Source organism: Corynebacterium sp. HMSC28B08 (assembly GCF_001806865.1).
GTDB classification, from domain to species: Bacteria; Actinomycetota; Actinomycetes; order Mycobacteriales; family Mycobacteriaceae; genus Corynebacterium; species Corynebacterium auriscanis.
In genome coordinates this window covers 26,301-39,951 of sequence record NZ_KV786159.1, presented here as the reverse complement: position 1 = coordinate 39,951, position 13,651 = coordinate 26,301, and the positions used below count along the sequence as shown (strand labels likewise).

Annotated in this window: 11 protein-coding genes; 2 read left to right on the top strand and 9 right to left on the bottom strand. The window is 58.4% G+C overall.

The window, feature by feature from the left end; genetic code table 11:
• Positions 1-91 precede the first annotated feature (91 nt).
• Complete coding sequence (locus tag HMPREF3098_RS03060; RefSeq protein WP_070433950.1) at positions 92-862, top strand: helix-turn-helix domain-containing protein; 771 nt, start codon at positions 92-94, stop codon at positions 860-862.
• 126 nt (positions 863-988) lie between these two features.
• Here HMPREF3098_RS03060 and ndk read toward each other — a convergent pair whose 3' ends face one another.
• From ndk to HMPREF3098_RS03030, 6 genes are all read right to left on the bottom strand, one after another.
• On the bottom strand, positions 989-1,399 hold the full coding sequence (gene ndk, locus HMPREF3098_RS03055; protein ID WP_035113277.1) for a nucleoside-diphosphate kinase: 411 nt from the start codon (positions 1,397-1,399) through the stop codon (positions 989-991).
• A 34-nt stretch (positions 1,400-1,433) separates the two neighbouring features.
• Positions 1,434-1,898, bottom strand: coding sequence for a DUF4233 domain-containing protein (locus tag HMPREF3098_RS03050; protein WP_070433949.1), 465 nt, complete (start codon positions 1,896-1,898; stop codon positions 1,434-1,436).
• A 162-nt stretch (positions 1,899-2,060) separates the two neighbouring features.
• Positions 2,061-3,656, bottom strand: coding sequence for a bifunctional tetrahydrofolate synthase/dihydrofolate synthase (locus HMPREF3098_RS03045; RefSeq protein WP_083284029.1), 1,596 nt, complete (start codon positions 3,654-3,656; stop codon positions 2,061-2,063).
• Positions 3,657-3,754: 98 nt separating this feature from the next.
• Entirely contained in the window at positions 3,755-6,544 is a 2,790-nt protein-coding gene (locus HMPREF3098_RS03040; RefSeq protein WP_246815827.1) for a valine--tRNA ligase, read from the bottom strand.
• Between the two features lie 173 nt (positions 6,545-6,717).
• The gene (locus HMPREF3098_RS03035; protein WP_246815823.1) at positions 6,718-7,863 is read right to left on the bottom strand and encodes an alpha/beta hydrolase; all 1,146 of its coding nucleotides are present in this window, start codon (positions 7,861-7,863) and stop codon (positions 6,718-6,720) included.
• Between the two features lie 548 nt (positions 7,864-8,411).
• Positions 8,412-9,446: a malate dehydrogenase gene (locus tag HMPREF3098_RS03030; RefSeq protein WP_070433946.1), complete on the bottom strand. Its 1,035-nt coding sequence runs from the start codon at positions 9,444-9,446 to the stop codon at positions 8,412-8,414.
• A gap of 138 nt (positions 9,447-9,584) precedes the next feature.
• Here HMPREF3098_RS03030 and HMPREF3098_RS03025 point away from each other — a divergent pair, with 138 nt between their 5' ends.
• Entirely contained in the window at positions 9,585-10,364 is a 780-nt protein-coding gene (locus HMPREF3098_RS03025) for a hypothetical protein (protein ID WP_083284007.1), read from the top strand.
• A gap of 214 nt (positions 10,365-10,578) precedes the next feature.
• Here HMPREF3098_RS03025 and clpX read toward each other — a convergent pair whose 3' ends face one another.
• The 3 genes from clpX to HMPREF3098_RS03010 all read right to left on the bottom strand — a co-directional run bounded on the left by clpX (position 10,579) and on the right by HMPREF3098_RS03010 (position 13,389).
• A complete protein-coding gene (gene clpX, locus HMPREF3098_RS03020) occupies positions 10,579-11,853 on the bottom strand; it encodes an ATP-dependent Clp protease ATP-binding subunit ClpX (RefSeq protein WP_070433944.1) in 1,275 nt (424 codons plus the stop codon).
• Positions 11,854-12,166: 313 nt separating this feature from the next.
• Positions 12,167-12,787, bottom strand: a complete 621-nt coding sequence (locus HMPREF3098_RS03015; protein WP_070433943.1) for an ATP-dependent Clp protease proteolytic subunit — start codon at positions 12,785-12,787, stop codon at positions 12,167-12,169.
• Positions 12,788-12,792: 5 nt separating this feature from the next.
• On the bottom strand, positions 12,793-13,389 hold the full coding sequence (locus HMPREF3098_RS03010) for an ATP-dependent Clp protease proteolytic subunit (protein WP_035114347.1): 597 nt from the start codon (positions 13,387-13,389) through the stop codon (positions 12,793-12,795).
• Positions 13,390-13,651 lie beyond the last annotated feature (262 nt).

Sequence of the window (13,651 nt, the reverse complement as noted above, 5' to 3'; positions counted from 1 at the left end):
GTGCTGGCCTGCTTTCTATTGTGTCATACATCTGCGCGAACCATACCTGTTGGCAGAGTGAAACGGGAACGCGATTGTTACGATCGCTGGTATGAATTCTCCCGCGGCTTTGGACAAACCCACGCTCCTCGGTATCAGTTCGGCTACCCAGCCTAGCGTTGGCGGCAGGCTAACTGTCGCTGTATTGACCGCGATCGCAGCATTCACGGCCGCTTCGCCCCAGAAGGGCACACTACCTGCGCTCATCCTGCTGTTTCTAGCGTTGGCAATTGGACTGGTGTGGTGGTTCACATTGCGCCACAAGGGCAAGCGCGGTAACGACTACTCCCCCATGAAAACGGATGCAGAACTGGCCCGCACACCGTGGAGTTGGAAAGAAGAAGGCCGGGGGGTGATCGTGCTGTTGCTCATGTTCATTCCCCTCAACATGTCTCGATTCTTCGCCAGTTGGGCGTTTGCCACCGTGTTCGCCGTTCTCGCCGGAGTAATCATGTGGATCGCCATGCGTTCACCCGCGTGGCGACCAGTTCATTATTCACTAGTGAAAAACGTAGAAAGTGACGGCGCCCTTCACATCCGCAACGATGCCGAGTGGCTGCGCGCGTACCTTTACGCCAGCCAGATCGTCCCCGGTGGTTACCAAATTCGAACCGATGCCCTCACCGAGTCCGTGGCTCACTACGGAATGGATGCTAACGCAACACAAGCCGCACTAGATGAACTAGTACGTTCCGGCCAGGCCGTGCTGATCCGGGAACTCCGCTCCCACGATGGCCGCGTGCACTGGGTAACGCTCACCGAAAAGGGTCGCGAGACATTCAAGAAAAGCGTGGGGCTGCCACTAATGCCTCAGGTGAGCTAGCCCGAAATTGCTGTATGCCCGAAGCAGTGCAGCAACGCATAAGCATGGAAAAACCCGCCACCTCCGGGGTTGCTCGGATGTGACGGGTTAGTCAATTCGCCAACGCTGGGATAAAGCGCTGGTGGGTTACAGGTTAGGGAACCAGATTCCGATCTCGCGCTCAGCGGACTCTGGAGAGTCGGAACCGTGCACAACGTTCTCACCCACAGTCAGGGCAAAGTCACCGCGGATGGTGCCCGGCGTGGCCTTAGAAACTGGGTCGGTGCCACCCGCGAGCTGGCGCCATGCCTCAATTGCACGCTCGCCCTCGACGATGCCCGCCACCAGCGGGGCGGAGGTGATGAAGTCCACGAGCTCACCGAAAAATGGCTTGTCGGAGTGCTCCGCGTAGTGCTTCTCTGCGGTCTCCCGGTCGGTAACGCGCAGGTCCAAAGCAGCCAGCTTCAGGCCCTTGCGCTCGATGCGAGCGATGATCTCGCCTACGTGGCCATTCTTAACACCGTCTGGCTTGATCAGAATCAAAGTACGTTCAGTCATGCCCAAAAGTCTACCGTGCTGTACTCCGCACTGCTTACTCAGGCTTGATCGAATCGAACTTACCGTCCGGTCCCACGTGCTGGGAGGGCAACAGCCCGCGCTTCATGCGCTCGATGAGATTCCTTTTCAGGTGGTAGATATACCACCATACCGCTGCGAACAGCAGGCCCATCGCGCCAATGGACGGGTGCACCACAAACCCTGCGATCGCAAAAACCTGCAACCCGATATTCAAGATGTCAGCGAACTTCGCCTTTTGCAGGAAAGCTGCCACAATCATCGCCACGCCCACGACGGTCACGTACACAATGTTGAATGTTGTCGCGTATTCCCCGTCGTGAATTCGGGTCACCACGGTCAGCCCCAGTAGGACAACGAGAGCCTCCAAAATGTGGGTACCCGCCATCACACCCCGTAGGCCTTTCAGCGGGTCCGCCGCCGGCTCATGCCCTGGGCCAAATGGGCCCATCTGCAGATCGTGAGCACGGTTTTTTGCCACTGCTTCTCCTTGATTTCTCGTGGTTTTTTTACACCCGACGCCACGCGACCCCACGTCCCAGGGTCGCATAGGAATTAACGCTACCCCCTAGGTGCGGAGGTAACGAAAACCTCGTGCCCGTTACGCTGGGCCCGAAGGCGCAGTGCTGACCGGGGCGGGCGATCAGCACGGTTGCTTGCCAAATAGCGTACGGGCCTCACCCGCTGTCACCACCGAGCCGGTGATGAGCACCCCCGCCCCACTGACCATGCCTTCATCGCCGTCATCTTCCGCCAGCTCAATAGCCAACTCCACCGCACCGGGCAGGTTGGTGGTGACATGCACCCGTTCTTCCCCGAAAGCATCCCGAGCGTACTCCGCTAGGGTTTCTTCATCCAGCGCCCGCGGCGACTGCGTTCGAGTGATAACAACTTCATCGAGCACGGGTTCTAGAGCTGCAAGGATGCCTCGAGCGTCTTTATCGCCAAGCACGCCGACGACACCAACGAGGCGTCGGAAAGAAAAATCCCGAGCAACCGCGGCGGCCAAGGCCTTGGCGCCGTGGGGGTTGTGTGAGGCATCGATGAAAACACTGGGGGCCGAGCGCACGCGCTCAAGGCGACCGGGTGAGGTGACCTTGGCAAAGCCCTCGCGAACAGCATCGATATCCAGCTGACGGCCACTACCTGCACCGAAGAATGCTTCAACAGCAGCCAGGGCCACAACCGCGTTGCGCGCTTGATGCTCACCGGACAGGGGCAAGAAGATGTCCTCATACATACCGCCCAGTCCCCTGAGCGTGATTTGCTGACCACCGACGGCAATCTGCGCGTCAGCGACACCGAATTCGCTGCCGGCACGGGCGACCGCGGAATCCTTTTCAACGGCTTCTGCCAGCACTACCCGCATTGCATCGGGGTCTTGCTCAGCGATCACCGTGACATTATCCGGTGGGGTGAGAAGGTCGTCAGCATCCCAGCGGGACTTGATGATACCCGCCTTTTCGGCAGCGATTTCCTCAATGGTGTCTCCGAGATAATCCATGTGATCCAGCCCGATGGGTGTGATCACCGCCACGTCGGCATTGACCACATTGGTGGCATCCCACCTGCCGCCCATACCCGTTTCCACAACCGCCACGTCCACCGGGGCATCTGCGAAACTGGAATAAGCCATCGCGACGAGCACTTCGAACTTGCTCATCTTGGGGCCGCCGTTAGCCTGGCTCTGGGCATCCACCATCTCGACGTATGGCTGAATCTCGCGCCATGTGGCTATGTAGTCACGAGGGTGGATGGGTTCGCCGTCGACCGCGATGCGCTCGGTAACGATCTGCAAGTGGGGGCTGGTAGTACGCCCCGTTCGACGGTGGAACGCACGCATCAGCGATTCGATCATACGAACGGTGGACGTTTTACCGTTCGTCCCGGCGACGTGGATGACGGGAAACGCTCGCTCGGGATTGCCCAGCAAATCCATCAGCAGCTGAACACGCTCCAGCGTGGGATCGATCTTGGTTTCCGGCCATCGCTGGTCCAGTTCCGCTTCGACCTCCGCGAGGTCCTTCATGTCCTCCGTGGTGATAGGACGCGGGGGCACCACCTGCTCCCCATCGGCATCCACCAACGGGCCATCCCCTCCGGTTGGGCCTGCCAACCCGGTACCCTCACCACCTTGGGTTGCGGTGGTGCCACCGGAGGGTAGCCCGCTGTCCAATCGCCCCTGGCCAGCATCGATGGGAAGTGTTAACCCGGTGTCTCCGAGTGAAAGGTCCCCCATGCTGACTTCTTCGAGGTGGTCGAGGTCATTGGCCTTGGGGCCATTGGGCTCGTGGTCGTCGGACTCATAGTCGTTGTGGAGCCCGTGTTGCGAATCTGTCATGCCTTCGGAAGTCCCTCCAAACGGGCAGTGATGCGATCAAAGTCGTCTTGCGCAACGCGCTGACGTTCGCGGATACCCTCTACTACCTTGTCTGGTGCCTTGGCCAAGAACGATTCATTGCTCAACTTCTTAGCTGCATTGTCCAGTTCCTTTTGCGCTGCAGCGAGATCCTTCTCTAAGCGCTTGCGCTCAGCGGCGATATCCACCGTGCCCGAGGTATCGAGCTCCACGGTGATCGTTGGTTGGGATAGGCGCACCTCGATGGACGCTGTTGCCCTAAAGTCCTCGGCTGGCTGCTGCAGCTTCACTAACGAGCGGGTCGCCGGTTCCAGCTCCTTCAAATCTGCTGCGGCAAAGTCCATTCGTGCTGGCACCTTTTGAGTTGGCTTGACGCCCTGGTCTGAACGGAACCGGCGCAGCTCGGTCACCAGCTTCACCATGTCATCGATGCGGCGCGCTGCCACGTGGTCTGCCTCTGCACCGCCATTAGTGAGTTCCTCGCCAGGCCATGGAGCGATAACCAGGGAAGCAGGGTACCCCTCGGTACCATTAGTCAAGCTCTTCCACAGGGTCTCCGTGACAAATGGCATCGCAGGGTGCAGCAGGCGCAGGACGGTATCCAGCACACGGCCCAGCACTAACTGGGTATTGATGCCCCGCTGAACCTCATCCGGCGTTGCCACATCCCAGTCGCGTGGGATCTGTACCTTGGCAATTTCTAGATACCAGTCGCACAATTCGCCCCAGGCGAACTTGTATAGGTTCTCGTTAGCCAAGGAGAATTCGTAACGATCCAGGGCGTCATCAACTAGCGCACGCACTTGCTCCAGGCGATCCAGAATCCATCGGTCAGCATCGGTAAGTTCCTCGCGGGCCGGTAGTTGCCCCACCTGTGCACCATTCATCAATGCGAACTTGGTTGCATTGAACAACTTGGTAGCGAAGTTGCGGGACGACTGCGCAGAATCCTCGCCAACGGGCAAATCGGAACCTGGGTTAGCACCGCGAGCTAGCGTGAAGCGCAGAGCATCCGCACCATAGTCGCGCACCCAATCCATCGGATCGATACCGTTGCCCAAGGACTTGGACATTTTGCGGCCCTTTTCGTCCCGGACCAAGCCGTGCAAGAAAACGTCCTTGAAAGGAATCTGAGGGCGATCGCCGTGGTCTGAGTTAGCCACTGCACCATCGGTACGGGTGGCATGGCCTTCACCGCCATTGGTTTCGCCTAATACGGAAGTACCCAAACTGTCCGCGAAGGTTGCGAACATCATCATGCGCGCCACCCAGAAGAACAAGATGTCGTACCCGGTCACCAGTACAGAGGTGGGATAGAATTTCTCCAGCTCCGGGGTCTTTTCGGGCCAACCCATGGTGGAAAATGGCCACAGGCCGGAACTGAACCAGGTGTCTAGGACATCTTCGTCCTGTGTCCAGCCCTCACCCGTGGGGGGCTCATCATCGGGACCACAACAGACAATTTCACCATCAGGACCGTACCAAATCGGGATGCGGTGCCCCCACCACAGCTGACGACTAATGCACCAATCGTGCATGTCATCGACCCAGTCAAACCAACGAGGCTCTTGAGACTTAGGGTGAATCACGGTGTCGCCATTGCGAATGGCATCGCCAGCCATCTTGGCCAGCTCATCCACCTTCACCCACCATTGCAGGGACAACCTAGGTTCGATCGCTTCGTGGCTGCGCTCGGAGTGCCCCACAGAGTGGATATAAGGGAACTTGCGTTCCACAATCCGGCCCTGTTCCTCGAGAGCCAGGCGAATCTTCTCACGGGCTTCGTAACGATCCATGCCGTCGAACTCTGTGCCGGTATCTGCAATATGGCCGGTTTCGTTCATAACGATTGGCATTGGCAGGTTGTGGCGCTGCCCCAGTGCAAAGTCATTCGGGTCGTGTGCAGGCGTGATCTTCACCGCACCGGTACCGAATTCCGGATCCACGTAGTCGTCGGCCACGATTATCATCTGACGATCAGGCAAGAATGGGTGTGGCAGGCTGGTGCCAACCATGTCCGCATACCGCTCGTCGTCTGGGTGCACGGCCACAGCCACATCTCCCAGCATCGTTTCTACACGGGTGGTGGCAACGACCACGTGTGGTTCGTTGTCATCCAAAGAACCGTAGCGAATGCTCACCAACTCACCCTCGTCATCGGAGTACACAACCTCGATGTCGGATATGGCAGTTTGCAGTACTGGCGACCAGTTCACCATTCGGTTGGCGCGGTAAATCAATCCCTTGTCGTACAGTTCCTTAAACATGGTCTGCACCGCACGGGACAGCCCCTCGTCCAAAGTGAAACGCTCGCGGGACCAGTCGACGGAATCACCAACAGCGCGCATCTGGCTAGAGATAACATCGCCGTACTGGTACTTCCACTTCCACACGCGCTCAATGAATTCTTCACGACCGTAGTCGAAGCGATCCTTGCCTTCAGTTTCCTTGAGTGTGGCTTCCACCTTGGTTTGGGTAGCGATGCCCGCGTGGTCAGAACCAGGCAACCACAAAACCTCATAACCCTGCATGCGTTTACGGCGTGCTATGGCATCCATCAGGGTGTGGTCCAAAGCGTGGCCCATGTGCAATTGTCCGGTCACGTTTGGTGGCGGCAGAACAATGCTGAAAGGGGGCTTATCGCTGCTGGTATCCGCCGTGAAATAACCGGCCTCAACCCAGCCGTTGTAGAGGGTTGTCTCTACGATCGACGGGTCCCATGCCTTGGGCAGGGCTCCAGAACGATCTGGACCAATGGTGCCACGCATAGCGGTGGCCTCGGACGCACGGTTTTCACTATTTTCACTCACGGTGAACCAGTGTAGTAGACAGTACGGACATCCCCTGCAGCTCGTCAGCTAACACACCACTGCACAGCCGGGATTGACCGGAAAGCGTTATACACCTGCCCCGATCACGCGCATTTGGCCCTAGGCCCGGCTTAAACTTGCAGCGCGAAACGGATAGCTCCCACCGCTTCATCCATGGCACGCCGAGCGCCAGACCAAATCCCCGTCGAGTTCGCGAATGGGTGAACGAGGCCCGCGTGGCGTCGCAGTGTAACTGGCACCCCGTGCTCCGCCAGCCTCCTTGCGTAGGCTTCGCCCTCATCGCGCAGGGGATCAAAGCCCGCGACCGCCACATATGCCGGTGCCACACCCGCCACATCGGCCGCCAAAAGTGGGGATACGTAGGGATTCTGGCGATCGCCGTCTGGCCCGAGGTACTGTTTTTCGTACCAATCCATCTGTTCGCTGGTGAGGAAAAGACCTTCGGAAAACTCGTGGTAACTCTCCGATCGGGGTTGTGCCAAGTTGGTCACAGGCACGATCAGTACCTGCAGGGCCGGCTGGGGTTTCTTTTCATCTCGACGCCGCAAACAAACCGCAGCAGCGAAATTACCGCCGGCGGAATCCCCCGCCACCGCGATCCTTTGCGAATCCACGCCAGCGATTTCCCCTGTGGACATGGCAGCATCCACGACCGCATAGGCATCATCAAACCCCGCGGGGAAACGGTGCTCGGGCGCGAGGCGATAATCCACGGACAGTACCGCTACTTCTGCCCGGTTGCAGATCCAGCGGCAGGTCGAATCATGGGAATCCAGCGAGCCGAGGGTCCACCCGCCGCCGTGGAAATAAACAACGGTCGCTTGAGCTCGATCAGGGGATTCCGCCCCTTGGGGCCGGTAGTGGCGAACGCGCACTCCCCGCACGTCGTGCTCCGTCACGCTTCCTACGGGAAGCGTATTTCCTGCTCCCATGAAAGCTTCGTCATCGATCATTTGACGAGCTTTATCAATGGTCACATCCCAATACTGTTTGCTGTGAATGATTCCGAGGACTTTGAGGGTGAGGGCGATGTCAGAGTCTAAAACATTGCCATCGCGGTTCGTGCGTGTCCCAGCTAGTTTCAAAAGAGGCGCAGGGAGCGAGGTCATCGCCCTACTTCCGACGGCCATGGCCCGTGTGAAAAGGTCATATTGCGGAAGCGTTTGCGCTCGGGGAGCTTGCGCGTAACGGGGCACAGATGGAGTATCGGCGGATTCGGGGAACAGTTGGTGAGAATTGGCACCGGAATTCGTCATAATCATCATCGTGGCACGCAACTGCGACGGGCGGGCTGATTTTCGCTTTCCCGTGCAAAATTTTTTGCGGTAGTGAGTTTTTAAGCGTTGGGAGTATCTCAACCCTGGGAACGAACACCGCGGAGCGAAGTGCCCGGCACCGGACACGCTGCCCCCCACAGAATGCAAAATGTGCAGCAGAACTCCGACAAATCGGCGCGATTTTGTTGGAGTTCTGCTGCACATTCGTTTTCATCGCGAAAACACCGGCACTGCGTTGCACGCGAGCACTCTGGCACTGGGAGGTTCGGGAGCACACCGGCACTGGGAGGTTCGCGAGCACACCGGCACTGCGATGCGTGCGAAAACACCGGCACTGGGGCGTTCGGGAGCACCTCCTATCCTCTCACGAACTACCTAGTCTCCAGCAACTGCACCTGCGGGACTGGCAACCGCACCCGCGGGACTGACAACCGCACCCGCGGGACTGACAACCTCACCTGGGGGCTGGCCACCTCACCTGCGGGACTGACAACCTATATAGCGACGACTCCCACCAACGCGCGCTGTCAAACCAATCCAGCAGATTTCACTGCATCTAGCTCTTCCTGCAGTTCCGCCACGGAATTGTTAATCCGGTCACGCTGATCGTCTGAGAGCTCTAGACCTTGGACAATCTCCCACTGCCCGTCCACGCTGCGGCAAGGGAAGCTGCTCACTAGGCCTTCTGGAACTCCATACGAGCCATCGGAAGGCAATGCAACGGATACCCAGTCATTCCCAGCAGTTCCGTTAATCCAGGTACGCATATGATCACATGCCGCAGAAGCAGCAGACGCCGCGGAGCTACGCCCACGAACTTCGATGATTTCCGCGCCACGCTTAGCCACCCGCGGAATGAACTCATCGTTGACCCACTGGTCGTCAAGCTTGTCCCCTGCCGGTTCCCCCTTGACCTTTAGCTCGGTAACATCCGGGAACTGAGTGGCCGAGTGGTTACCCCACACAGTCATGTTTGTCAGATCTGTCACGGCCACATCCAACTTTTCTGCGATCTGCGCTAATGCACGATTATGATCCAGGCGAGTCAGGGCCGTAATCTGCTGCGGGGCCACACCCTGAGCGTGCGCAGCCACAATGGCCGCATTGGTATTTGCTGGGTTTCCGACCACCAGAACACGAATGCCATCTGCGGCTACCTCACCAATCGCTTTACCCTGCGGTGCGAAGATCTTGCCGTTGGCTTGGAGCAGATCAGAACGCTCCTCCCCCTTCTGGCGAGGCTTTGCTCCCACAAGAAAAGCCGCGTTGGCGCCCTTAAAGCCCTCTGCGGGATCAGTACTAATCGTCACCTCACCCAGCAAGGGGAACGCGCAATCGGCCAGTTCCATGGCTACGCCCTTCGCGACCTTCGCACCCTCTTCCGTCTCCAGCAACCGCAGATTGACCTTGCGCTGACCGAAAACCTCGCCAGTAGCCAACCGGAAGAGGAGTGAATAGCCGATCTGACCAGCCGCGCCGGTGACAGTCACCGTAACTGGGGAACTATCGTCCAGGGTGGAGCCATTGTTTGCTAACTGCTGGTTCGTAACCTGCTGATTCATGATGTTCTGTCATTCCTTCCATTGAGCGTGCGTGCGCCGAGCCAGTGATCCTTAAGCGAAAACCACTATCCCTCGGTTCTTGCTACCCTCTCGAGGTTAGCCGTCGCTGCGGTTTTCCGTCTGGGTAGGATGTGGAACATGTCCAACCTCCCCCAATCTGCTGCACGATACGGGCTACCTTCCGGTGACTACCTAAGACTCATGACAGAGGCGCTACCGCTGCTAGCGGGGCGTCGAGAAGAAGTAAGTGAGCAGGAAAAAGAAGAGCTCGCTCACCGCAGCGGAGTACCCGCGACCCAGCGGCCACTCGCGGATATCGCGGAGCTGTATGGGGAGTGTCTGCGCTTCGCGCACGCTCAGATCTGGCCGGAATTGGACGAAAGCCTCGATGCGGTCATGGATGAGGAGCTGTACACACTCACCCCTGTCAACGCGCTGCGCCACCTAGTCAGCACCACGTTCCACCGCTTCCATCAGCATCCCGCGGAGGTCGCTTTCATCGTGGCCGACAATGTGGGTCGGAGGGAAAGCAAGGAGATACCAACGGTGGAACTGGAGCAATCGCCTGTTATCTTGCAACTCGATCGCGTGCTAATGCGAGGTCACGACATCGGCGCATTTCGCTACGGCGTCTCCGCGGAAGACCTCTACGTGATCATCGTGGCGCTGTGCTCTTTCCCCATGGCGCACGGGCCCGCGTTTCACGCTCTATACGGCATGAATGCCTCCGATGAAGCTAACCGGCAAGGGATGAGCAAGCTGACCGAGGATGCAGTACTCGCATTCCTCACGACCACCATGCCGACGTCCCAGGGCTCGTCATACACGCACTCTTCACAAACCCACACCAGTTCGGTGGGGCTGCCGAGCTCGGTGGCGGCCTCGTTATACGCCACTGAGCACCACGACTGGGAGTAGCTAGAACTAAGCCACCGCTGGCCCAGTCAGTCAAACAGCCAACACGGCCCAAGCACCACGCCCACGGCCTATCACACCCGCCGCCAACCACGCCCGCGGCCTATCGCACCGACCCCCAACCACGCCCACGACCTATCGCACCGACCCCCAACCACGCCCACGGCCTATCGCACCCGCCCCTTAGCGGAGCATCCCCAGCACCGCAGTCACGAACCTACGCGGACTTCCGCTCACGCTCCGCGACTTCCTCGTGGCTCAGTAGCGTGGGCTCCGCCTTGCCAGCAGCGCACTCACCAGTGATCACGACCTCACCTGTCTTCTCGTCCTCTGGGATGGCGAACATGATCGGCAACAGGATTGTCTCCATGATGGACCGCAGCCCGCGGGCACCGGTTTCGCGCGCGAGTGCCTGCTGAGCTATCTCGGTCAGCGCCTCATCAGTGAAGCTCAGCTGCACCCCGTCCATCTCGAACAACCGCTGATACTGGCGCACTAGGGAGTTTTTCGGCTCGGTCAGAACCCGTACAAGCGCCTGCTCATCCAGGTGCCCCACGTGGGTGACCACGGGGAGACGACCAATCAGCTCCGGAATCAACCCGAATTTCACCAGATCCTCGGGCTCAACGTACTGGAACGGATTCGGTTCCTCGTCCTTCTTTCCGCTGATCTCAGCTCCGAAACCCAGCCCCTTCTTGCCTCGACGTTCGGAGACCACCTTCTCCAGCCCCGCAAACGCGCCCGCCACAATGAACAACACGTTCTTCGTGTCGAATTGGATGAACTCCTGGTTGGGGTGCTTGCGCCCACCTTGTGGCGGAACGCTGGCAACGGTGCCCTCCAGAATCTTCAGCAGCGCCTGCTGCACACCTTCTCCCGAAACATCGCGCGTGATGGAAGGGTTTTCCGACTTCCGCGAAATCTTGTCAACCTCGTCAACGTAAATGATCCCGCGCTGCGCCTTCGCTACATCAAAATCCGCAGCCTGCAGCAGTTTGAGCAGGATGTTTTCCACGTCTTCGCCCACGTAACCGGCCTCCGTCAGGCTGGTGGCATCGGCGATAGCGAAGGGCACATCCAACTTCCGGGCGAGAGACTGTGCCAAGTAGGTCTTACCGGAACCAGTTGGCCCCAGCATCAAGATATTGGATTTGCTGAGCTCCACTTCATCATCACTGCGACGGGCCGATGCATTGGCCTCCTCCACCTTGATGCGTTTGTAATGGTTGTACACAGCCACTGCCAAAGTGCGCTTGGCATCGTCTTGGCCGATGACGTATTCGTCCAAGAACTTAGCGATTTCCGATGGTTTCGGCAGCTTATCGCTCCCCTCACCACCGGGTGCGGAGATCATTTCCTCTTCAATGATCTCGTTGCACAGTTCAATGCATTCATCGCAGATGTAAACACCAGGCCCCGCGATGAGCTTGCGGACCTGCTTTTGACTCTTTCCGCAAAATGAGCACTTCAATAGCTCTGCGCTTTCTGGCATGAGTTTCCAGTCCAGCTTTCTACTAATCTCTCGGAGTGCTGCCCCGTTGCCACATTCCCCACAACGACAGCACCTTCGGCCTTCAGGCTTTCCACTTTACCCGCCGTCGCAACCATCACCGTGTCCTGCTGGCGGTGGGTGTGTCGCACATTTCTTACTCTATTGAACCGACGCCCCTCTCCCCCACAGCACTCACCGCCGCAGGGGAAAACACGCGGGCCACATCTGGGCTTCCTCATTACCGACGCCACGCGGGGCCCGAGGCCTACCGGCCCCGAACCCCGCGATGACAACGCTTTTCTTCGTGAAGAACTTAATCTTGCGCGGAAAGCTTTCGGTATTCAAATACCTGATCGATGATGCCGTATTCCTTGGCTTCCTCAGCGGTAAGGATCTTGTCACGGTCCGTGTCGATTCGAACCTGCTCGGCAGTACGACCGGTGTGGCGCGCCAACGTGGTTTCCATCAGGGTACGCATGCGCTCGATTTCCTTGGCCTGAATCTCTAAGTCGGAAACCTGGCCCTGAACCCCGCCGGTGGCAGGCTGGTGAATCAGCACTCGGGCGTTCGGCAACGCGGCACGCTTGCCCGGGGTACCGGCAGCCAGCAACACCGCGGCAGCGGATGCTGCCTGCCCGAGGCACACGGTCTGTACATCGGGTCGTACGTACTGCATCGTGTCGTAAATCGCCATCAAGCTGGTGAAAGAGCCACCGGGCGAGTTGATGTACATGGTGATATCACGGTCTGGATCGAGACCTTCCAAAACCAACAGCTGCGCCATGATGTCATTGGCAGAAGCATCATCGACCTGGGTTCCCAGGAAAATGATGCGCTCCTCGAACAGCTTGTTGTACGGATTAGATTCCTTCGCACCGTAGCTAGAGTGCTCTACGAAGGATGGCAGGATGTATCGCATTTCTGGCATCTGCATGGTTCTTACTTCTCCTTCGCAGAGGTGATGACGTGATCAACGAAGCCGTACTCCTTGGCTTGTTGGGCCGTGAACCAGCGATCACGATCCGAATCCTTGGTAATCTGCTCCACGGTCTGGCCGGTGAACTCAGCAATGAGCTCCGCCATTTCGCGCTTAGTATGCGCAAACTGCTCGGCCTGGATAGCAATGTCCGCAGCGGTACCGCCCACACCGGCAGATGGCTGGTGCATCATAATGCGAGCGTGTGGCAGAGCGTAGCGCTTTCCCTTAGTCCCGGCGGAGAGCAGAAACTGCCCCATGGATGCTGCCAATCCCATGCCGTAGGTGGCAATATCGCACGGTGCGTAACGCATCGTGTCGTAGATAGCCATGCCCGCAGTGACCGAACCACCGGGAGAGTTGATGTACAGGGAGATGTCCTTGGTGGGATCCTCCGCCGCCAACAACAGGATCTGGGCACAGAGCTTGTTGGCGATCTCGTCATCGACCTGGCTGCCGAGGAAGATAATGCGCTCCCGCAGCAGGCGCTCGAAAACATGATCGTTCATGTTCGGGGCCTCCATGCCGTTAGCCGCCCGAGGGCTGGATTGAGTACTCATTGTGCTCCTTATAGCAAGGTGTAATTCGTTGTGCGCCCCAGCCTAGTCACGTCTATGGACATCGTGTGACGCCGAAGGCGCTTGTTCGCTATCAGCGCACGATCCGGGGAGGAGGTCGGCGTCGAAACGAAAAAAGCTGCAGGCATTGAGACAGGAAAAGACAAAGCCCACCGGTCTTGTCGACAAGACCAGTGGGAGCGTCTAAACCCTAGAAACCCCGCCCCTCATCCGCTGATGGCCACGCCCACGCACTATTCTGCGC